Origin of the sequence: Erysipelothrix piscisicarius (assembly GCF_003931795.1) — a bacterium.
GTDB lineage: Bacteria > Bacillota_I > Bacilli_A > Erysipelotrichales > Erysipelotrichaceae > Erysipelothrix > Erysipelothrix piscisicarius.
The window spans coordinates 1433666-1454685 of record NZ_CP034234.1; the positions used below are offsets into that span (position 1 = coordinate 1433666).

The window sequence follows — 21020 nt, forward strand, 5'->3', positions numbered from 1 at the left end:
AAAAGAAAAAACTTTAACTAGAGAGTTTTAACGTATTCTTTAAATATGTTACCACGAATTTCAAAATTTTCAAATTGGTCATAACTTGCACATGCAGGAGACAATACAATGATATCGCCAGGTATTGCATGCGATTTCGCCTCTATAAACGCTATTTTCATCGAATCGACTTTGATGGCAAACGGAAATACTTCACAAATTTGATCAGAACTCTGACCAAATACATACAAGGTCTTAATGCGTGATTCATAAGGTTTAAGGAGATCAAATGAAATATGCTTATCAAAACCACCCGCTAATAAGATAATGGGTTTTTCAAAGGCTTGAAGACATACCTCTGTAGACTCTGGATTGGTTGCTTTTGAATCATTATAATAACGAACCCCATCCACTTCATCCACAAATTCAATACGGTGTTCCACACCACTAAATGTTTGAATCACATTTTGAATGGCTTGAAGATCAACACCCGCTAGAAAAGCAAGGCTCGCCGCAAAAGCCGCATTCATTAAATTATGCGCCCCCACTAATTTTAAAGACGCAACCTCGAACAATGCTTGGTCCAGGAAATATACCCAACCTTGACGGACACATATATCGGCATCGTGAGTAATTGATAAATTATAAACCGTTCCTTGATAATCGCGTGTTAAGCGCATAATGTTTTCATCATCACAGTTACGAATAAATGTTTTAACGTTGGGTAGGATATTTAGCTTTGCCTTGTAATAGTCATCAACCTGGTCGTAACGATCCATATGATCGGGACTTAAATTCATAAGCGCATAAACTTCCGGTGAAAAGGTCGGTGTTCCTTCCATTTGGAAAGCCGATATTTCTAAGGCGACATCACGAACAACATCTCCATCGCGATAAACCGCTTCACTCAATGCATATCCCACATTCCCTGCAAGCAATGCGTTCGAATCTTTCTTTAATAACATTTCATGAAGACATGTAGTTGTGGTTGTTTTACCATTGGTCCCCGATATCGCATAAAACATTGCGTTTTTCGCATACCGTGATGCAATTTCGATTTCATTATAGGTGCGTGAAAATTGGGATACAAGTGGATGATCATTTGGAATCCCAGGATTTTTAATTACATAATCGTAAGGTGCGACAAGACGCAGATCTTTATCATCTAAAGAAACTTTGATCCCCAAAGCTTCAAGTTCATGACGCTCCGGAAAGTCTTGATTTGTCGTCAAAATCACTTCACAAGCTTCTTTATTGAGAAGACGAGCACATCCAATCCCTGAACGTGCTCCTCCAATAATTAACGCATTCATACTATGCAATCGCGTTTAAGGCTAAACCAATGATGGCAAACGCTACACCAAGTGCATAGAAGAAATTGACGACATTTTCCTCTTTCCATCCATTGAGTGTAAAACTGTAATGAATCGGCGTATATTTAAATACTTTTTTATGTCTTAATTTCCAAGACGTCCGTTGAATAATAACACAGAGTGTTTCAAAGACAAAAACGCCTCCAACAATCGCTAAAAGAATTTCTTTATTGAGCAATACCGATACCCCAGCAAATAAAGCCCCTAAAGCAAGCGATCCGACATCACCCATGATAATCTTGGCAGGCTTGCGATTATAAACCAAAAATCCAAGAAGACCACCGATAACCGCTAAAAGAACCATAAATACATCCATCCGGTTCAAGGTGTATGCAACAAAAGCAAATGCTGCAAACGCAATAACACTTGTACCGCCAGCTAATCCATCCATCCCATCAGTTAGGTTTACGGCATTTGAAGCACCCGCAAAAATAAACATTAACAGTGGTAAATAGAACCAACCCAGATCAATGGGTTCTTTCATAAATGGAAGTGCGAGTTTGTTATCACCACCCATTTTTATATAGATAACATAAAATAAAACAGCCAATAACAACTGTGAAAACATCTTAACTTTTGGTGAAAGACCGTCGTTTTTGCCTTCTTTCACAATTTTATAATCATCAATGAGACCAATCAGTGCATACATTGCGTACACACCGATAAGTAAAAGAACCGAGCCATTGAAATTAAATCCGTTAAAAACAAGAGCAACTAAAACCGAAACAACAACAAAAATAAAGCCTCCAAAAGTTGGTGTTTTTTGTTTGTTTTTAAATTCTTCTAATGCATATTCACTGACTTTTTGTTCCATATTGCTTGTTTGAAGATATTTAATAAATCTTGGATAAGCAACAACACTGAGCGCAAATGCTGTTAACATCGCGATAATTCCTACAATCATAATCTTTCTCCCTTACATCTTACTTATTATAACAAATTCTTAATTCAGTTTAAGTGAAACCGTATCTTCTTTTGTGAAAATTGTTCCTGGCGGAATAGACTGTTCAGTAACATATCCCGAACCCGACAGTTCCGCATTTAATCCCGAAATACTCATAAAACTGAGTACTTCTTTACGTGTCCACCTTTTAAAATCTGGTAAGGTCATATTATGATCGCCAGCATAGAGATAAACCCGCTCATTATTGATAACCTGACGATTTACTTCGGGTTTCTGGTTAATAACTGTTTCACCATCACCAATTACAACAGGTTTGTAACCTAAAGACTCAAGTGACTCTTTCGCTTTAGGAACCGGTGAATTAATATAATTTTGAAGTTCCTGAACTGTTATTTCAGAAATAGATTCCTTACCACCTTCGTTGGTCATCCCGTAAGTCGCAGCGATTTTATGAAGGACATCACGAATGTAAACCGCTGAATAATCAACATCATGACCATAATTCGCTTTATAGGCTGTATAAACAAGCACTTCCGGATCTTCATACGGTAATGCTACCGCACTTGAAAAGTTATAGATTGTTGGGGAATAACCCGGTACCCCTTCAACAACCGTTTGCGCAGTACCTGTCTTCGCAATCACATTAGTCTCGGGAATATTAAAACGATACCCTGAACCCGTAATATCTACAACATATCGCATTAAATCTTGAACTTTTTTTGCGGTTTCTTCAGAAAAGACTTTACCAAGATTTTGGGTTTGTCCTTTATAAATAACTTCACCAGTCTGTGAATTTTTAATTTCATCGATGTAATAAGGTTTAACCATAACCCCTTTATTTAAAACAGACGTGTAAGCTTGAGCAAGCTGTAAGATCGAAGCACTTGACCCTTGACCAAAACCGTTACTGATTTTCTCTAGCGGTTCTTGCCATAAATCATAGCCTTGTTCTTCTGGTATTTTATCCGTATTTACGTTTTTATAAAAACCAAGTTTATATAAATAATCGTGGAACACTTCTGGATCTAGTTTATTCGTAAGTAATTCCGCGATCATAACGTTCGAACTTAATGCATACCCATAGTCATATCGCATTTGACCATAAGTATGACCCCCTGCATTGGTAATGGTATGAACACTGCCATCCTCAGAGGGTAATCGGTATGCTTTATTATTTTGAACCCCAACATGGAATGGATTGGAATCAAATGTTTCCTCATTATTCCAGACACCTTCTTCAATGGCTGCAGCGACGGTGAATGTTTTCATCGTTGAACCCGGTTCAAAAGTACTTTGAGATACACGGTTCGTAAAACCATTACTGAAATCAGGCGCATTCGGGTCAAAACTTGGTGCATCTCCCCACGCTAAAATCTTTCCAGTTTTAACTTCCATAACAAGTCCCCAAGCTTCTGATGCCTTAACACCCGGATCTTGGGTGATGCCAAGCAGTGCACGTTCTAATGAATCTTGAATCCCACGATCAAGGGTTAACTTTACATCATTACCATTAATTGGATCTTTCCGCTGTCCATCATCGAAACGAAGTCTAAAATTATCACGATCATGGGTGTATTGTTCAAATCCATTGGTTCCTTCCAATACATCGTTATAGGCACTTTCGAGTCCCATCTGACCAACTTGCCCCTCTTCCAATTCATCATATTGTGAGTAACCAATCAACTTCGATGCAAAAACTTTTAAAGGATAATTCCGGGTAATAATTTTTTCAAACATCAATCCCGGAATTCCCGAGTTTTCAAGTTCTGTTTTTTGATCTAAGCTTAAATACTTACCGGCATATCCAAACTCTACTTGAAGCGCATCCTGACTAATAATTTCCATAACTTTATCATATGGCGTTCCAATAACCTCGCTAATAACCTGTGCTGCCTTTTCTTTGTAATCAATATGTGCAGGCGTTTTATCCGAATGCATCCGTGATTCGTCAAGACTTGCTTGTAACGTATAGGCAACAAGATCTTGTGCGATTACCGTATCATTTCGATCAACAATTTTACCACGATTCGCAGGAATTTTACGTTCTACTGTATGGATTCCATTGATGTCATCACGAAAATCCGTACCCGAGTTTAAATGATAACCCAGTACGGATACAACAAAAACATTGGCACCCACTACAACAAAGAGGAGCGCCATTGTGATGGATACAATTAAAACTTTATAGTTTGCACTTTTTCGTAACTTCTTCTTTTCCAAATCTAATCACCATGCTTTACGGTTACAACATTATGTGTGTTATCTAATCCAGCTTCCGTTGCGATTGACACCACGCGGTTTGAATCACTTAAATCTTGAATCTCAGCTGTTAGCTTTTCATTATTGACATTAATATCTGCTTGTTGTTGTTTAACAACTTGAATTTCTCGTGCAAGACGTGCATTTTCAGAACGAACAAAAATTTGCGTAACAAATGAAAATAATAATGCTATCGTGAATACAAAACCAACAAGTCCACTCCAACGAATTGTTTTCTTTTTTCTTTTAATTACGTGTTTTGCCATAATTATTTCACCCTTTCGATCCCTCTTAAGATTGCACTATGTGCGCGATTATTAAACTCTAATTCTTCTGCAGAGGCCTTGAGTGCCTTTGAAACCAATTTATAATTAAGTACTTGTTCTTCAATGATTGGTAGTTTTGGATCAACCTTTTTGGGTTTACCGTAGTTACTGAAGATTCGTTTAACAATTCTATCTTCGATAGAATGGAATGTGATAACAACAACACGGCCACCTGGCTTAATAACATGAACCGCTTGTTCAACTGCATCCTTAACTTCTTCAAACTCATTATTAACTTCGATACGCAAAGCTTGAAATGTTTTCTTAGCCGGATGTCCCTTTTTAAGTTCTTTTCCTGGATATGCACGTTTGATCAACTCAACGAGTTCAAATGTTGTTTCCACGGGTCTATTTTCAATTATCTGTTTAACAATACGACGTGCATACCGCTCATCCGAATTGTCTTTCAGTATCTGTACCAATTTTTCTTCATCATATTCATTCACAACTTCATAAGCACTGAGCGCTTGGGTTTGATCCATACGCATATCCAACCTGCTATCAAAACGATAACTGAATCCACGATCTGCATCATCAAACTGAGGTGATGAGACGCCTAAGTCAAATAGAAACCCATCCACTTCGTGAATACCCAACTCATTGAGTTTATCCGTAAGTTGCGTATAACTCCCGTGAACCATCGTGACTTTATCACCGAAACCTTCGAGGCGTTTGGAAGTACGTTCAATCGCATCAAAATCTTTATCGAACCCAATAAGTCTTCCTGTTGTCAATTGCTTACAAATTTCATAGCTATGACCTCCGGCACCTAATGTTGCGTCAACATATATTCCTTCTGGATTTATATTTAATAATTCAATTGTTTCATCAAGCATGACTGATATATGTTTCATTAGAAAAACTCCGTTAGCGATTCTGCTATTTCTTCAAAATTCTCGCTCGCTGCATCACAGTATTCAGTCCATCGTGTTTGATCCCAAATCTCAACATGATCGCTTACCCCAACTACAACACAATTTTTTGTTAACTTTGCTTCTTGTGTTAAATGTGCAGGGATACGAATCCGACCTTGCGAATCCAGATCACATTCGGCGGCCTTGGACATAATCATATGTGTATACATACGAACTTCTCGTTTCGTTGATGGCAACTTTTTTAAGTTCTCATAGACTTGTTGCCATTGTTCAAGTGTGTAAAGTGCGAGGCATCCATCGAGCCAACGCGTAACAATCATTGCTTCGCCGAGCTCCTCACGGAATTTAGCGGGAACAATGATTCTTCCTTTGGTATCGATATTGTGCTGATATTCTCCAATAAACATTGAATTGTCCCCACTTTCCTCCACTTCTTACCACTTTGTACCACTATTGTATCATATCACCTGATATATGGGAAGAAATCAACCCACAGAAAAAGGAGTGGCATAAGCCACTCCCAAAGCGTTTTTTTATCATTTCACGATTATTTCAGAAAACTTAAGATTAAATTTCGTACAAATTGAACTTTTAAGGCTAAGATTGCGATTATATACGCCAATACTGCTACAAGGATGATGACAATCGTCGACAATTTACCCGGAATCAAGTATTGAACAGGATTTTTGAGGAGTACAACCACAACACCCATAATGAATGCTGCCAATGTAATCTTGATGAAATCCAATGCAATAAAACGCAAGCGCGAACGCGGTATATGTTTCTTCATACTCTTATATAACGGAACACATGAAATCAATGCCGCCAAGGAGTACGCAAAGGACAATCCAGCCAAAGGCATTCCAAATTTACCGAAAATAAAACTAAACAACACCATTCCGACAACAAACAGTACCGATACAAGAACGGTATTGCGAACCGGCCCCTTCATATCGTGATACGCATAATGGATTCGGAACATTAACTCCGCATCGCATATGCAAAAAGAACAATCGTATCACAAATAAAGATTGGAACAATCACAGAGATATCCGCAGGTGTTACTGCACCACGCAAGAATACAAACTCCACAATACCACGTGCTAAGGTTATAAATCCAACCATCGCTGGCAATACAAACAATGCAATCATCAGCACCGCATCGTTGATCGAATCATTCACCTTACGCATATCCTTCTCAAACACACTCTTTGCAATAGTTGGGTAGGTTACTTGGAGAATTGCGATAATAAAGATCCCTTGCACAAAACCAATAAGCTTCGTGGCATAAGTCATATAACTATAACCACCCTCACCTTGTAAAACGGTCGCATAATTTTTCATTACAATATCATTAAATTGACCTAGAAATGAAGATAGTACCAATGGCAACGCTAAAGCAACCATTGAACGTAAATCGTCATCTTTTAAATCAATAACAGCATGATATACAAAACCACTACGCCACATAAAGAATAAAATGATTACTGCTTGCACAATCAGCGCAATAAGTTGCGCATAACCAAGAATGTAAGGATTCCCTGCTTTACTACTAATGGCAATCCCTGCAATGACAATAAGATTCATTGGAATTGTTACCATTGCGGGAACGATAAAATTTCCTTTTACATTAAGATATCCTGTTCCCAGTTGCATCACCGCTACTGAGAAAACACCGAGGGATAACGTTCGGACGAAAACAACCGCATACGCCAATGTTTCACCTTTAAATCCACCCGCTACTATTTTTAGAACAACTTCCGGAACTAAAAACATAAAAAGCGATAACACTAAAGAAAACACAATCATAATGTTAAGAACATTACTTGCAAATCGATCACCACGTTTTTTGTCTTCATGAGAAATCTTTGTCAGCATTGGAATTACCCCGGTAATCAAAGCCGAACCAATCACTGACAACACAACCGTAGGGATTGCTACCGAAGCATTAAATGCATCGGTGATGGCCCCCATACCAAACATTGAAGATAAGGTAATATCACGGATAAAGCCTAAGACTTTAGACAGGACACCGATAAACATTACAATAATCGTCGTTTTTTTCATGTTAGATTACACGCCATTCTAGTTCTAACTCAACATCGTATTCATCTTTAACACGTTTCTTACATTCTTGAATCACAGCTTGAACATCTTCAACGGATGCATGACCCACATTCACAATAAATCCAGGATGTTTCTCAGATACCATCGCATCACCCACACGGAATCCACGAAGATCAACACCATCAAAAAGTTTCCAAACAAAGAGTGATTCACCGTTTTTATCTTTTGGTCGCTTAAACACACTTCCTGCATTCGCATAATTACGTGGTTGTTTCACATAACGCTCATGGCGATAGTAAAGCATTTTTTCCAACGCTTGATTATAATCGCCTTCAATTGTTTTTAATCCACTTCGTAAAACATAAACCGGCAGGTCATTCAAACGTGAATAACGGTAACCGAAAAATGCTTCATCGGGAATAAGACGTTCAACTTCTTGTGTTTCATAATTAAACACTTCAATCCAATTTACAAATTGCCCAATCGCATATTGCCATTGACCTGCATTCATAATTAATGCACCACCAACAGTTCCAGGAATATCTTCACAGAATTCCATATCACCTAAAGATTGCTCACACGCAAACCAAGCAAGACGATTTAAACGAACCCCTGATTCTGCAACAATCTCATTATCAACAATTTCCAAATCATTTAATAAAATTGTGATAATAAATACGGTATTATCATCATAATGCTCTTGAGAAAAAATCATGTTTGATCCATTTCCAACAAGAACAATGCGTTTCCCTGTATGATCGCGTAATGCTTCCACTAATCCATCAACAGTATGAGGAATTATCACCGTATCCGCTGTTACATCTAACCTCATTGTATTATAGCGTTTTAACGACGCATTTTTCATCACAAAATAATCTGCCATAAGAACTCCTTTTATATAGTGTTACCAATGATAAATATACACGTTACTGTTCAATTATTCAAGTTCACGTATAAGATTTGGTAAATCCGCAACGGTAAAAATTCCGAGCGGTTTTTCATTTTGTTTTCCTGTTTCTGTCACAATAATTGCAATGACACTTTTTCCACGATTGTGATTTGTCTCATAGACCTACAACAATTCAGGAATCGACATGGTCAAGGGTACAAAAACAACCCGATCATCTGGTTGATAATATTTGAGTAAGTCCTCAACACGCATCATCGCCAAATCATAAGACGTACGTGACGCATCCTCCATCAGTCTTTGGTATAATCGCGGATGCACCACCCCAACATAAACATGTTTATTATACACCGGAATTGCCGAGTAATGTTGATGGTTTTGTTGCTTCACCATATCGAGCAATAACGTATCCGAAGGGACACTGAATGGTTTGTCATGCACTAAGTCCATCACTGTTTTACGATTATAAATTTTCGAGACAATTGTTTGAATATGCGTAACAACTGAGTCATGCGGTTCTGCAATCGCTTCTTCATTACCACCACGATTATGAACAATCGCATTACGCAATTGAGCATACTCCACTAAATCTGTTTGAAAATGACGAATAACTTCATCTTTTCGCGCACCCATATGAACCATTTGCACAAAACCAACACTGGGATTATTTAATAAATTTCGCAAATACATTTCAATTTGTACAAAAGCATTTAAAAATAAAACTGAATTCGCTGTGGTATCGCCCACTACGACCCCTCCTTATTTGCGACGATTAAATCGCTAATTTGTTTTTGTATCGATGCAACACTTTCTTCTGAAGGCCAATATACATAATATTTATAACGACCATCTTGGCTGTAGGTTGGTTGCATATCACCGGTACCGCGAAGATAATCTTCTTCAAAATGCCAACGATCACTGGTTTCAATTTGTTTAGAAATCAATTTAGAGATACTACCATCATCCAGATTAGTATCAACAACTTGGCTTACAAGCCCTGTTAATTGTGGTGCCTTAATCAGGTTTTCAGTTTGTGTAGCTTTTTCAAAGATTGCCTTGACCAATTCTTGATGGTGTAAACCACGGGCAACATCACCATATTCTACATGGTCTCGCTCACGCGCAAAAGCCAGAGCCTTTTCACCATCAACATGATTCATGCCTTTCATAAACACATCCCCATTCTCAGTGATAAAATCATAATGAGAGAGAACATCCACACCTTCTAAGGTATCAACTATCTGAACCAAGCCTGTGAAGTTAACACGAATATAATAGTTAATATCAATATTAAATAGCTTTTCAAGCGTCTTAACGGAACAAGTAACGCCATAAAGACCTGCATGTGTCAACTTATCCATTTCACCATTTTCACACCCCAACGGAGCATATGTATCACGCGGGACAGAGACCGTTAAGACTTCGTTGGTATTAGGATTCACAGATAACAGAAGGTTCATATCACTTCGTGATCGTGTAACAACCTCTCCATATACATCAATACCACTTAGATAAATGGTAAACGGTTCTTTTAAAACATCCACATGCTTCACAATAGAATCACGGCTTAGACGGTATTCATAGCTATTGACTAAAATCGTATCTTTTAAAAAGTCGGGATACAGAAAGGATAAGTTCGCAAGCATTGCTTTGTTTACAAAAAGCCCATCAATCTCTTGAGCATAAAACGAAGAAACAACTTCATCTATATCCGAGAATTTCTTAAATCGATCGGTTCCAATCTCATTTTTAAGGTCATCAGAAATGGCCTCAAGATGATTTTCTTTTACACCATAGAGTCCAATAATCGGATTATTCGCGAATTCATGATCTTTCATTCGCAATAAATCATACTTAATGAGTTCGTATTCTTTAGTATCCGCCATTTGATCGACAAATCGTTGAGAACTAAATACAAATAAACTGGTTATCAGGATACAAATCGCAATTAAATAACGCCAAAATGGTCGTTTGGTCACAATCATGACCACCATTGCAACGATAACCGCCACAACTAATATTATAAGACGGTTCCGTATCGGCATATACTTCGTAAATACTAAAACGCATGCTAAGCATGCGAATGAAAAAATTACTGCCAATGGACCGAAAACGACTGATTTACGATTCATACTAAACACTCACTTTCCCAAATTTTCCCATATTTTCACATAAAAAAAAATCTTGGATATCCAAGACTTAATTATATTATTTAACCTCGTCGCGATTTGCACGGTGTGGTAATTTCCACTCCGCAGTTTGAGGATCTTTAGCTAATGTCACATTAGGTAATTTGTAATGTGTACGACGTTTGTTTTTTCTTGCTTTAGATGTGCGTCTTTTTGGAACTGCCATCGTCTCACCTCCATTTAATCAAACTTAAAGTCTTTTAGTTTTGCAAGTCTAGGATCAATCTCTTGACTCTTCTCTTTTGTATAATCTTCTTCAGTCATAACCTGCCAGCCATCTCCCTCTGGATATTCCTTAAGATCCGGATGGATTGCCTTTAGGGGAACTGCAGCTAAGATAGAATCCACGATATATGGATCAAGATCAAGCTCTTCACCTTCAATTTCAATACCTACTTCGTCATCTTCGAGTTTCTCGAAACTAAACACATCACCAATTGGAATCGAAAATTCGATATCAAATGGTTCAAGTGTAATGGCGCAGGGTACTGTCATAATACCTTCTATTGTCAGATCGGTAATTAATTTAGAAGTGTGTTCGTCATAATAACCATGACCTACTGCGAAGATCTCACGTAAAGCAGTACATAGAGAAAAACCTTTCAAGAGATCTTGATCGATGATAATTTCCTCGTCTATTTCTAAACGTGGTGATTTTAACCGATCTAAATCAGCTCTATAAAATTTCATACTCTCACCCTACTCTTTAACGCTACTTAATTATATAGATTACAAACTGGAATGTCAAACGAAACCGTTCATGTTTGCGATGATTCGTTTTTTTATAAAATCAACCTTAATTTTGTATAGCCTGTATAATTGTAAAACTAAAATAACATACTCTTTATATCCTTAATAGCATAACAAGTCAAGATTTATTTATTTTAGACCAATAAGATTCTTATACACAAAAAAAGAAAAGCTCTATTATCAGTGGAGTAGTAAACTAAAAGTAGACAAGTAAAAAAGACTTGTCTACTTTTTTGTGTAATAATAAAATCAGAGATAAAACGGAGGTATTAATGATGGGAAGACCCAAAGGTGGATTAAATAATAAATGGACTTATGAGGATCGTATTAAAGTCGTTACACGTCATATTGATGAACATATAAGTGCTGCGAAACTATCACAAGTCCTAAAGGAACGATTAATGGTTGGATTGATCGATTCATGCGCGATGGTAAGGAGGGTTTAAAAAACAAGAAAAAGACAGGAAATCATTTTTCTGCGCTTCATACGAGTAAATCATTAACTGAGATCGAACGACTTCAACTCGAAATTCTAAAACGAGATATTGAGATTGCACGATTAAAAAAAGGGTACCAGGTGAAAGGAGTTGGTGTAAACAAGGAGTTCGTTACTTTAAAAGACAAGAATTCCAAATAGCACATGACTTATCTTTTAAACATCCGATTACGTTCATTCTTAGATTTATGAATTTGAACCGATCTGGTTATTACAAGTGGTTAAAGCATAAGAATGATCTCAATATTTATGAACAAAAAAGAGCGATTCTTAGCTTTGTGATTAAAGACTGGCATCGCCGTTTTCCAAGTTATGGTTATCATGATATCGCTGCAGTCATGAGAAAGCAAAGTGATTTAGGGATTGAATTTTCCGATAATTTAATCCACAAGTGTTGCAAGTTTTTAAATATTAAATCAAAAGTTAAACACTATTCCTATAAAAAACCTGGAACACAAAGTCGAATTTATCCTAATATTATAAAGAATCAATGGAGGCAACCAAACCTTTAGAAATTATTGTTTCAGATATGACACATATTCGAAACAAAGGGATTAATATGAATGGACTTTAATGGTTGATACCTTTAACAATGAAATTATCAGTTCTGCATTATCGCGTACAACTGGTGATCCTAAGCCTTACTACAAGTGTCTCGAGGATCTCCTTGCGCTACTTAAGGATAATAAAAAAACAGCTCCCACGATTCTTCACACAGATCAAGGAGCTGTCTACCACTCTAAAGCTTTCGCTAAAGCGCATGAAAATTATAACATAATTAGATCTATGTCGCGAGCTGGAACACCTACAGATAATCCAATTATCGAATCATTAAATGGATGGATTAAAGCAGAAATGGCGTGTGATTATCAATACTGGTCCGTAGATAACTTTGAAAATTTTATCGAAGAATATGTACATTATTTCAATTTTGAAAGACCTGCTTACTGTTTAAATTACAAAACCCCTATCCAATATAAAATGGATAAGGGTTTCTAGTCTTTTATTAATGTCTACTTTTGTTTGACAACTCCAATTATCAGCTTCTCTTTTTTTCTATTTATTTATAAGGGGAAAGATTATGTATGATTTTTGGTTATTCATAAGGGGATATGAATAAAGGAGAAGAGGAATCATACGTGTAAGAGTTTCTTCTTACACTTGAATCATACACAAATAATATGTAAGAAATATACCAGAAGTATGTAAGATTATGTGACTGGTATTTTTTCAATCGCATCGTCATAGACTTCTTTAATTTTTTGCATACTAACGTGCGTATAGATTTGCGTTGTACTCAGAGATTCATGACCCAAAAGCGTTTGAACAACACGTAAACTCGCACCATTGTCCAATAAATGCGTCGCAAAGCTATGTCGCAACATATGTGGATGCAACTTCATCCGAAGTCCTGCGGTCTTACCTTGGTGCTCTAGAATGTGTTGTATTCCGCGTGACGTAAGTGGATTTCCTCTTTGATTTAAAAAAACAGCATGTGATCTTGAACTATTGGCAATTTGAGGCCGATATACATTGAGATACGACCAAAGCTTAGGAACTAATGATTCATAGAAAAAAAGTTGACGTTCTTTATTTCCTTTACCAATTACCCGTAACGATCGTTCTGTGAGATCTAAATCATGAATCTGTAAATCAACAGCTTCACTTACCCGCAAACCACATGCGTACATCAATTCAATCATCACCTGATTTCGCACACCTAATACAGAATCATCACAACTTAGGAGTAGTGTTTCAATTTCATCGTACATGAGAAAATGGGGAAGATGTCTTCCTTGTCGTTTAATCTTAATTTGTTGAAACGGATTGTCTGCAAGTCCGTAATTGACCTGCAGAAATTTATAGAAAGATCGTAATGTCGATATTTTACGTGCAACACTTGCACTTGACAGTTTTGAATCATAAAGCATATTTAAGTAATCGTATGCTGTCGAGCGCCCTACATCTTTTAATGGTATGTCTTCAATAAAATCAAGAAATTGCCGAATATCACGTTCATATGCAAGATTTGTATGCTCGGATGACGTATTGGTTATCGCAATATGACGCATAAAATCGATTACAATATCTTCAGTCTTCATTCAATCACCTCTTTTTTTATTATACGCTAATCTCAAGAAAAAAAGACACCGAAGTGTCTTAACCAAACTGTGAAACGAGCTTATCGATATGTGCAAGACTGCGAACCGACATTGCTTCACGATCTTTTAAACGATTGCCTACAATTCCAAAGTTTGCATTCATCGGTTGGAATTGTGAGGGATTCGCATGTGAAACATAATAAGCCATCGAACCCATGACTGTTTCTTGAGGTAAGTCAATCAACGGTTCTTGTTTAAGGAATTGAGCCATATTAAGTGCCGCTACAAGTCCACTGGCCGCCGATTCAACATACCCTTCCACGCCACTCACTTGTCCCGCAAAGAAAAGCGTTGGTTGCGTTTTTGATTGATAGTGATGGTTGAGAAGTAATGGTGATTTAATGAAGGTATTACGGTGCATCACACCATAGCGAACAATTTCAGCATTTTCCAATCCTGGTATCATTTGAATAATCCGTTTTTGATCTCCCCATTTTAATCGCGTTTGGAATCCTACGAGATTATACAGTGATCCAGCAGCATTATCTTGACGTAATTGTACGACAGCATAAGGGCGCGTACCATCTGGTTTTTCCAAACCAACAGGTTTTAACGGACCAAATAGCATGGTTTTGATACCACGGCGAGCCATAACTTCAACGGGCATACACCCTTCAAAAACTTTGACATCTTCAAAATCACGCATTGGAGCTTCTTCCGCTTCTAAAATAGCACGATGGAATGCTTCAAATTGATCACGATCCATTGGACAGTTTATATAATCCTGACCATCACCCTTGTCATAACGTGATTTACGATAGGCAATATCAAAATTAATGCCATCCACAGAAACAATCGGTGCAATCGCATCATAAAAATACATCTCTGATTGTCCAAGATAATTCATTAAGTACTTTGAAAAATTATCAGATGTAAGGGGACCTGTCGCAACAATCGTTGGCAAATCATCCAGTTCCGTCATTTCACGATTTGAAATGATAATATTGTCCATTTTCGAAATTTTTTCTGATACCTTTTCACTAAAACCAACACGGTCAACGGCTAGCGCACTACCGGCTGGTAAACGATGTTCATCCGCTGATTTCATAATAATACTATCAAAACGACGCATTTCTTCTTTTAGTAGTCCAACAGCGTTATTTAAATCATCCGAACGAAATGAATTTGAACATACGAGTTCCGCAAAATGTTCTGTAACATGAGCTGGCGTCATTTTAACCGGACGCATCTCAACAAGTTCTACAATAAATCCACGTTTCGCAAGTTGATAAGCAGCTTCACTTCCTGCTAATCCTGCCCCTATAACTCTAACTTGAGGTTATTTCATAATTACCATCCTTATCTTAATTTATGCCAAAGAAAACTGACATACACTTCAAATTATACGCGATGCATCACCTTCAAACGTGTTTAATGCACCATAATTTTAAAAGCGATGTCAGCGTTTATTTAATCTTTAATTTCTTCACCTAATGGTTCATGCTCCGTTGACGCTTCTTTCGGCTTTTTCGTCTTTGGTTTCTTAGCATTTTCATTGGGTTGAATGTATCGACATTTAGGGAATCCTGAACATCCTACAAAGAACGTTCCGTAACGGCTCTTACGTTTTACTAAAGGTTCACCACAATCCGGACACATTTCGCCCGTTTTTTCAGGCTCTGGACGTTTATCTTGATCCAGCGCACGATTGTATCGACACTCTGGGAAGTTACCACATGCAATAAATTTACCAAAACGTCCAAATCGGTAAACAAGTTCACCGCCACAGTCGGGACAAACCTCTCCAACTTTCTCAACTTCGATTTTTTCCATTTTTTCATCAGCTTCTTCAAGCAATGGATAAAATTTATCGACAAATCGTTGCAGTGCTTCAACATTGTTTTCTTCACCTTCCGCAATACGATCAAGCTCATCTTCCATATTTGCGGTGTAATGAACGTTGATAATATCCGAAAAATGTTCTTGAAGTTTTTCGTTTGTTAGAATTCCTTGGTCAGTAGGTTTAAAGACTTTAGTTTTAGATGTTTCCGAAACTGCACCAAATGTTGCATATGCACGGTAAACGATCGTTTCCAAAATCATTGAATAGGTACTTGGACGACCAATTCCCAATTCTTCCAATTCTTTGATCAAGCGCGCTTCTGTATAGCGTGCAGGTGGTTGTGTAAAGTGCTGGTTCTTTTCAATTTTTTGTGCATTATAAGCTTTTGCTTCATCCAACTCACCCATGACCTTATCGGTTGTCTTTTCGTATTCATATACTCTTAAGTAACCGTCAAATGTCATAATCGATCCACTACCATTAAAATCATAATCATTTTGACTGAAAACAACACTTACTGAATCGGAAATGGATGGTGCCATAAGCGATGCAAGTGTTCGGTAATAAATAAAACGATATAATTTATATTCATCAGGGGTCAGGTAAGATTTCACAGCTTCGGGGCGACGCGAAATACTTGTTGGTCGGATTGCCTCGTGAGCATCCTGAGTATTTTCAGTTTTCTTACCTTGACGGTATTTACCTAAATATTCTTTACCATATTCTTCTACAATAAATGCCTTTGCGTCATCCACAAACACATTGCTAAGACGTGTAGAATCCGTACGCATATAGGTAATCAAACCTTCTGTATCTGCACCCATCTGAATTCCTTCATAAAGCTTTTGAGCGACACGCATGGTTTTCTTTGCAGGAAAACCGAGACGTGTCGATGCTTCTTGTTGAAGTGTCGATGTAATGAAAGGAAGTTTTGATTCTTTCTTACGTTTCTTCTTCTCAAGCTTTGTAATTTTAAAAGGTCCTTGTGATGCATCCAATACTGCTTGTGCTTCTGCTTCATTCGTAAGTTTTAGTTTCTTCCCTTTATAACGTTCTGCACTTGTCTCAATGATATTTCCCTCATTTTCAAAAAATGCGAGAACAGACCAGTATTCTTCTGGTGTAAATGCATCAATATCTTTTTCGCGATCTACAATTAGTTTTAACGCAACTGATTGCACTCGACCTGCGCTTTTACTTTTAATTTTAGCTTGCAATAATTTTGAAAGTTTAAAACCAATAATTCGGTCAAGTATGCGTCGTGTTTCCTGTGATTTTACCAAATTCATATCAATATGACGTGGTGATTCAAATGCACTTAAAACAGCATCTTTTGTAATCTCGTTAAAAACAACACGATTATCTTGATCGAGATCAACGCCTAGTTCATTCGCAAGATGCCAAGAAATTGCCTCTCCCTCACGGTCGGGGTCAGTTGCAAGATAAACAGCATCCGCTTTCTTCGCTTTTGCTTTTAATTCTTTTACAACATCTTTCTTATCTTTACTTATTTTATAAGTTGCTTCAAAGTCATTATCAAAATCAACACCCAGACCGCCTTTACCGGTCGTCGCTAAATCTCGTATATGACCTTTTGAAGAAACAACCTCAAAATCCTCACCAAGATACTTCTCAATTGTTTTAGATTTTGAAGGTGACTCAACAATTACTAAATTTTTCATAGCCAACACTCCTTAGTTTATATATTGGATAAATCTTCGAGGTTTGTCAACACCTCGGCTCCCTCCTGGATCAAAAGATTGCATCCGACTCCTGAAATATCATCCAGATTATGAGGAAGACATACAACCCTTCGATTTAATTTCAATGCTTCATTAACCGTATGCATCGTCCCACTTCGCGCTAAAGCACTCATCACATAGATGCTTTGTGATAAAGCTGCAATCAAACGATTTCGAAATGGAAAATAATGCTTTTGTGGATGCACACCTATCGGATACTCCGAAATCACAAGATGCTTTTGTTTCATAACATCAAAAACTTCGCGATGCTTAAATGGATAACATATATCTAAACCACACCCTACCACAGCTATCGATTGAAAATCAAGTGCACACCGATGCGCCATGATATCAATGCCGTAAGCCAGACCCGAAACAATGGTATAGTGTTCCCTTACATTACGAACAAATAATTCAGTCATTCTTAGAGCGTATTTACTTGGAGTTCTCGAACCCACTACTGCAATACAACGGGTATGGAGTAACGAGAGATTCCCTTCATAAAAAATAACGAAGGGTGGATCGTCCAACTCATAAAAACACTTTGGATAATCTCGATCTCCATAACAAATATAGTTTCCTTGATATTCATATGAGGGAACCCTTTTTCCCTCATGAATGAAACGACATATACTAGAATAATCCCCTCTTAAATGGATTGCAAGATTTTTTAAGTAATTTCTCACATTATCACCATTATTAGTTAAGCAATAAAAAAAACAAGACCTAAATATCAAACGATATTTGTGTCTCGTCTTTAAATCGAAAAGATTTTCGATGAATGGGACAACGACCAAACTTGAGAATTGCTTCTTTATGTTGTTTCGTCCCATATCCTTTGTGTTTCGCAAAACCATACTCTGGAAACTCAAGGTCATAAACTTTCATGAGCCCATCTCGAACCGTTTTAGCCAAAATACTTGCGGCAGCTATCGAAAGCGAACGTGCATCCCCTTTAACGATTGCTTCACACGGAACCGTGAGGTCATCTAAAGGCATGGCGTCGGTTAACACAATATCTGCTTTGCTCTCAAGAGCAATTTTTTTCATAGCATTTTGAGTTGCTCGATAAATATTATCACGGTCGATGACATCCACTGGAATAATCTCTGTAAATGTCCATAATGCATTGGATTCAATAATGGAAACCAACGCATCGCGTTGTTTTTCACTTAATTGTTTAGAATCATTAATACGAGCGTCATAAAATCCTTTTGGGAAAATAACACCCGAAACAACACAGGGACCAGCCATTGGACCTCTACCTGCTTCATCAATCCCAACAACAAGTTTTCCTTGCTCCCAGTAATTGATTTCAAATTCTTCTATAAGCGATCCCATGTAATGCGTCCAATCCGACCGTTTTGAATATCACTCAAAAACGCGACTCGTGTTTTATCGTCGTTCACCGTTCCACCTTCACCAAGAAGACCGCGATAACGTCCCACTTGGTCATAAAAATTATCAAAGGATTCAAGTTCATAACGACGCTTTAACTCTTCAGGTTTATACTGAATATAGTAATCACGAGCATAATCTGTAACCAATGCCATTGGATATCCTGTATCTTTTACAGATCCAATCACAGCACAAATAATCCCCATTTCCTCCGATTCAAATTTAGGCCACAACACACCGGGTGTATCAACCAATTCAAGATCTTGGGTTACTTTAATAAGCTTTAACGATTGGGTAACACCCGGTCTATTTTCAACACCTGCAGCCTTTAGAGCTGAGATTTTATTAATAACACTGGATTTCCCAACATTTGGAACACCTACAATTAATGCACGTGCGGTTCGAGGACGAATTCCACGACGTTTATCGCGTTCACGTTTCTCTTTTAAGACGATATCCGTCTTTTCAATAATCATTTTACGTACGGGATCGTTAATCACATCCACCAAAAGTACGACATTCCCTTCCGATTCAAGCTTTTCAACCCACATTTCACTCTGTTTTGGGTCCGCTAAATCTTTTTTTGTCAAAACAATAAGACGTTTCTTTTGTCCAATTGACCGTGACAAAACAGGATTTCGAGTCGACATCGGTGCACGAGCGTCACGACATTCGATGACAAAATCAACGACTTTGATTTGTTCTTCAATCAAGCGAATCGCTTTTGCCATATGACCCGGAAACCAATGTACCTGTGACATCAAATCACGCTCCTATTTTCCTACTGTTCTTATTTTGTTAAATGGTATAAAGACAAAGACATCTTTACTTTTAATTGCTTCACGTTTAAAGGTTCCATAATCTCGAGAATCACTTGAACGAATACGGTTATCCCCTAGCATAAAATACTCACCTTCGGGCACCGTTATCGGACCAAAATCACGAGAAAACTCTTTCCCTGTCGACGTCATTTCACGTACGTAATCTGTATCCAAGAAAGGTTGCTCAACTTCTTTCCCATCGATATATAATTTTTCATCACGTATTTCCACAACTTCACCTGGCAAACCAATTACACGCTTCACAATATGTTTTTTCTGTGAATCAAGATAGAGCACAAGAACATCAAAACGCTCTGGATCTTTCATTTTCATGCTTAAAATATTTGAAAAGCCTAATTCTTTATCGTTAAGACTCGGGTACATGGATAACCCTTCTACCCGAACAGGACGCGCAATAAATTGCGTTACTAAAATAACCAAAACAAGACTGATTACCATACTTTTAATAAAGTCTTTAACCGCGATTAAAAACTTATCATCGCCTTTATTCATTTCATACCCTCCCTACAATAAAGAAAAAGCCGTATAAATACGGCTAATACTAACGAATTTCTTTAATACGTGCTGATTTACCTGAACGGTCACGTAAGTAGTATAGTTTTGAACGACGTACTTTACCTTTACGTAATACAGTTACGCTGTCAATAATAGGTGAGTTGATTGGGAATGTACGTTCCACACCAATTCCTGATGACATTTTACGAACTGTAAATGATTCTGAAATACCTGTTCCTTGAGTTTTAATAACAACACCTTCAAATGCTTGAATACGTGTTTTTCCACCTTCTTGGATTTTAACGTCTACGCGTACTGTACATCCAGGACGGAATTCAGGAATGTCGTTACGTAATTGTGACTTTGTAATTTCTTGTACTAATGCTAATGACATAGTAATTCTCCTTTTTCTGTCTATATATGTTAAAACTGGTTCATAATGATTCCAACAGCGGAACCAGAGTGCTTTAAGC

At 37.5% G+C, this 21020-nt stretch carries 23 protein-coding genes and 1 pseudogene; 4 read left to right on the forward strand and 20 right to left on the reverse strand.

Annotated features, from left to right (window positions below; translation table 11 throughout):
* Positions 1-17: 17 nt before the first annotated feature.
* The 12 genes and pseudogenes from murD to EEI45_RS07180 all read right to left on the reverse strand — a co-directional run bounded on the left by murD (position 18) and on the right by EEI45_RS07180 (position 11569).
* A complete protein-coding gene (gene murD, locus EEI45_RS07125; RefSeq protein ID WP_125164698.1) occupies positions 18-1292 on the reverse strand; it encodes a UDP-N-acetylmuramoyl-L-alanine--D-glutamate ligase in 1275 nt (424 codons plus the stop codon).
* 1 nt (position 1293) lies between these two features.
* Positions 1294-2256 (reverse strand): phospho-N-acetylmuramoyl-pentapeptide-transferase, encoded by a 963-nt coding sequence (gene mraY, locus EEI45_RS07130; RefSeq protein WP_125164699.1) that lies wholly within the window; start codon positions 2254-2256, stop codon positions 1294-1296.
* Positions 2257-2295: 39 nt separating this feature from the next.
* Entirely contained in the window at positions 2296-4476 is a 2181-nt protein-coding gene (locus tag EEI45_RS07135) for a penicillin-binding protein (protein WP_125164700.1), read from the reverse strand.
* 2 nt (positions 4477-4478) lie between these two features.
* Complete coding sequence (locus tag EEI45_RS07140; protein WP_125164701.1) at positions 4479-4781, reverse strand: FtsB/FtsL family cell division protein; 303 nt, start codon at positions 4779-4781, stop codon at positions 4479-4481.
* A gap of 2 nt (positions 4782-4783) precedes the next feature.
* Positions 4784-5695: a 16S rRNA (cytosine(1402)-N(4))-methyltransferase RsmH gene (gene rsmH / locus EEI45_RS07145; protein WP_125164702.1), complete on the reverse strand. Its 912-nt coding sequence runs from the start codon at positions 5693-5695 to the stop codon at positions 4784-4786.
* A complete protein-coding gene (gene mraZ, locus EEI45_RS07150; RefSeq protein WP_181950055.1) occupies positions 5695-6123 on the reverse strand; it encodes a division/cell wall cluster transcriptional repressor MraZ in 429 nt (142 codons plus the stop codon). The genes rsmH and mraZ overlap by 1 nt, the downstream gene beginning before the upstream one ends.
* Positions 6124-6263: 140 nt before the next feature.
* Positions 6264-7783: pseudogene (gene murJ / locus EEI45_RS07155) on the reverse strand (murein biosynthesis integral membrane protein MurJ).
* 1 nt (position 7784) lies between these two features.
* A complete protein-coding gene (gene murB, locus EEI45_RS07160) occupies positions 7785-8666 on the reverse strand; it encodes a UDP-N-acetylmuramate dehydrogenase (protein WP_125164704.1) in 882 nt (293 codons plus the stop codon).
* A gap of 189 nt (positions 8667-8855) precedes the next feature.
* Complete coding sequence (locus EEI45_RS07165; protein ID WP_228410301.1) at positions 8856-9437, reverse strand: CBS domain-containing protein; 582 nt, start codon at positions 9435-9437, stop codon at positions 8856-8858.
* Positions 9437-10822 carry an LCP family protein gene (locus EEI45_RS07170; protein ID WP_125164705.1) on the reverse strand — a complete coding sequence of 462 codons (1386 nt, stop codon included), beginning with the start codon at positions 10820-10822 and terminating at the stop codon, positions 9437-9439. The genes EEI45_RS07165 and EEI45_RS07170 overlap by 1 nt, the downstream gene beginning before the upstream one ends.
* A gap of 76 nt (positions 10823-10898) precedes the next feature.
* Positions 10899-11045: a 50S ribosomal protein L32 gene (rpmF, locus tag EEI45_RS07175; RefSeq protein ID WP_125164706.1), complete on the reverse strand. Its 147-nt coding sequence runs from the start codon at positions 11043-11045 to the stop codon at positions 10899-10901.
* A 14-nt stretch (positions 11046-11059) separates the two neighbouring features.
* Positions 11060-11569: a YceD family protein gene (locus EEI45_RS07180; protein ID WP_125164707.1), complete on the reverse strand. Its 510-nt coding sequence runs from the start codon at positions 11567-11569 to the stop codon at positions 11060-11062.
* 332 nt (positions 11570-11901) lie between these two features.
* Between EEI45_RS07180 and EEI45_RS08600 the strand changes: the two genes are divergently transcribed.
* The 4 genes from EEI45_RS08600 to EEI45_RS09545 all read left to right on the forward strand — a co-directional run bounded on the left by EEI45_RS08600 (position 11902) and on the right by EEI45_RS09545 (position 13124).
* On the forward strand, positions 11902-12075 hold the full coding sequence (locus EEI45_RS08600; protein WP_164503765.1) for a hypothetical protein: 174 nt from the start codon (positions 11902-11904) through the stop codon (positions 12073-12075).
* Complete coding sequence (locus EEI45_RS07185) at positions 12051-12266, forward strand: ArsR family transcriptional regulator (RefSeq protein ID WP_125164248.1); 216 nt, start codon at positions 12051-12053, stop codon at positions 12264-12266. Before EEI45_RS08600 ends, EEI45_RS07185 begins: the two co-directional genes overlap by 25 nt.
* A gap of 47 nt (positions 12267-12313) precedes the next feature.
* Positions 12314-12637, forward strand: a complete 324-nt coding sequence (locus EEI45_RS09540) for a hypothetical protein (protein WP_228410258.1) — start codon at positions 12314-12316, stop codon at positions 12635-12637.
* A 61-nt stretch (positions 12638-12698) separates the two neighbouring features.
* Positions 12699-13124 carry an integrase core domain-containing protein gene (locus EEI45_RS09545; RefSeq protein ID WP_228410302.1) on the forward strand — a complete coding sequence of 142 codons (426 nt, stop codon included), beginning with the start codon at positions 12699-12701 and terminating at the stop codon, positions 13122-13124.
* A gap of 212 nt (positions 13125-13336) precedes the next feature.
* Here the strand turns inward: EEI45_RS09545 and xerA are convergent, their stop codons facing one another.
* The 8 genes from xerA to rplS all read right to left on the reverse strand — a co-directional run bounded on the left by xerA (position 13337) and on the right by rplS (position 20941).
* The gene (xerA, locus tag EEI45_RS07195; RefSeq protein WP_125164708.1) at positions 13337-14227 is read right to left on the reverse strand and encodes a site-specific tyrosine recombinase/integron integrase; all 891 of its coding nucleotides are present in this window, start codon (positions 14225-14227) and stop codon (positions 13337-13339) included.
* Positions 14228-14285: 58 nt separating this feature from the next.
* The gene (gene trmFO, locus EEI45_RS07200; protein WP_125164709.1) at positions 14286-15551 is read right to left on the reverse strand and encodes a methylenetetrahydrofolate--tRNA-(uracil(54)-C(5))-methyltransferase (FADH(2)-oxidizing) TrmFO; all 1266 of its coding nucleotides are present in this window, start codon (positions 15549-15551) and stop codon (positions 14286-14288) included.
* A 146-nt stretch (positions 15552-15697) separates the two neighbouring features.
* On the reverse strand, positions 15698-17752 hold the full coding sequence (gene topA / locus EEI45_RS07205; protein WP_125164710.1) for a type I DNA topoisomerase: 2055 nt from the start codon (positions 17750-17752) through the stop codon (positions 15698-15700).
* Positions 17753-17769: 17 nt separating this feature from the next.
* Positions 17770-18645, reverse strand: coding sequence for a DNA-processing protein DprA (gene dprA, locus EEI45_RS07210; RefSeq protein ID WP_202605993.1), 876 nt, complete (start codon positions 18643-18645; stop codon positions 17770-17772).
* A complete protein-coding gene (locus EEI45_RS07215) occupies positions 18539-19153 on the reverse strand; it encodes a ribonuclease HII (RefSeq protein WP_125164712.1) in 615 nt (204 codons plus the stop codon). Before EEI45_RS07215 ends, dprA begins: the two co-directional genes overlap by 107 nt.
* A complete protein-coding gene (gene ylqF / locus EEI45_RS07220; RefSeq protein WP_125164713.1) occupies positions 19138-19971 on the reverse strand; it encodes a ribosome biogenesis GTPase YlqF in 834 nt (277 codons plus the stop codon). The genes EEI45_RS07215 and ylqF overlap by 16 nt, the downstream gene beginning before the upstream one ends.
* A gap of 12 nt (positions 19972-19983) precedes the next feature.
* On the reverse strand, positions 19984-20544 hold the full coding sequence (gene lepB / locus EEI45_RS07225; RefSeq protein WP_125164714.1) for a signal peptidase I: 561 nt from the start codon (positions 20542-20544) through the stop codon (positions 19984-19986).
* A gap of 49 nt (positions 20545-20593) precedes the next feature.
* The gene (rplS, locus tag EEI45_RS07230) at positions 20594-20941 is read right to left on the reverse strand and encodes a 50S ribosomal protein L19 (protein ID WP_003773145.1); all 348 of its coding nucleotides are present in this window, start codon (positions 20939-20941) and stop codon (positions 20594-20596) included.
* Positions 20942-21020 lie beyond the last annotated feature (79 nt).

Excerpts from the sequence above, each read along its gene's own strand:
- EEI45_RS07215 (WP_125164712.1), bottom strand. The coding sequence starts at position 19,153 with ATGGGATCGCTTATAGAAGAATTTGAAATCAATTACTGGGAGCAAGGA.
- murB (WP_125164704.1), bottom strand. The coding sequence starts at position 8,666 with ATGGCAGATTATTTTGTGATGAAAAATGCGTCGTTAAAACGCTATAAT.
- mraZ (WP_181950055.1), bottom strand. The coding sequence starts at position 6,123 with ATGTTTATTGGAGAATATCAGCACAATATCGATACCAAAGGAAGAATC.
- lepB (WP_125164714.1), bottom strand. The coding sequence starts at position 20,544 with ATGAATAAAGGCGATGATAAGTTTTTAATCGCGGTTAAAGACTTTATT.
- EEI45_RS07140 (WP_125164701.1), bottom strand. The coding sequence starts at position 4,781 with ATGGCAAAACACGTAATTAAAAGAAAAAAGAAAACAATTCGTTGGAGT.
- ylqF (WP_125164713.1), bottom strand. The coding sequence starts at position 19,971 with ATGTCACAGGTACATTGGTTTCCGGGTCATATGGCAAAAGCGATTCGC.
- EEI45_RS07180 (WP_125164707.1), bottom strand. The coding sequence starts at position 11,569 with ATGAAATTTTATAGAGCTGATTTAGATCGGTTAAAATCACCACGTTTA.
- EEI45_RS08600 (WP_164503765.1), top strand. The coding sequence starts at position 11,902 with ATGATGGGAAGACCCAAAGGTGGATTAAATAATAAATGGACTTATGAG.
- dprA (WP_202605993.1), bottom strand. The coding sequence starts at position 18,645 with ATGGGACGAAACAACATAAAGAAGCAATTCTCAAGTTTGGTCGTTGTC.
- EEI45_RS09545 (WP_228410302.1), top strand. The coding sequence starts at position 12,699 with ATGGTTGATACCTTTAACAATGAAATTATCAGTTCTGCATTATCGCGT.
- xerA (WP_125164708.1), bottom strand. The coding sequence starts at position 14,227 with ATGAAGACTGAAGATATTGTAATCGATTTTATGCGTCATATTGCGATA.
- rpmF (WP_125164706.1), bottom strand. The coding sequence starts at position 11,045 with ATGGCAGTTCCAAAAAGACGCACATCTAAAGCAAGAAAAAACAAACGT.
- rsmH (WP_125164702.1), bottom strand. The coding sequence starts at position 5,695 with ATGAAACATATATCAGTCATGCTTGATGAAACAATTGAATTATTAAAT.
- EEI45_RS09540 (WP_228410258.1), top strand. The coding sequence starts at position 12,314 with ATGAATTTGAACCGATCTGGTTATTACAAGTGGTTAAAGCATAAGAAT.
- murD (WP_125164698.1), bottom strand. The coding sequence starts at position 1,292 with ATGAATGCGTTAATTATTGGAGGAGCACGTTCAGGGATTGGATGTGCT.
- EEI45_RS07170 (WP_125164705.1), bottom strand. The coding sequence starts at position 10,822 with ATGAATCGTAAATCAGTCGTTTTCGGTCCATTGGCAGTAATTTTTTCA.
- mraY (WP_125164699.1), bottom strand. The coding sequence starts at position 2,256 with ATGATTGTAGGAATTATCGCGATGTTAACAGCATTTGCGCTCAGTGTT.
- topA (WP_125164710.1), bottom strand. The coding sequence starts at position 17,752 with ATGAAAAATTTAGTAATTGTTGAGTCACCTTCAAAATCTAAAACAATT.
- rplS (WP_003773145.1), bottom strand. The coding sequence starts at position 20,941 with ATGTCATTAGCATTAGTACAAGAAATTACAAAGTCACAATTACGTAAC.
- EEI45_RS07185 (WP_125164248.1), top strand. The coding sequence starts at position 12,051 with ATGCGCGATGGTAAGGAGGGTTTAAAAAACAAGAAAAAGACAGGAAAT.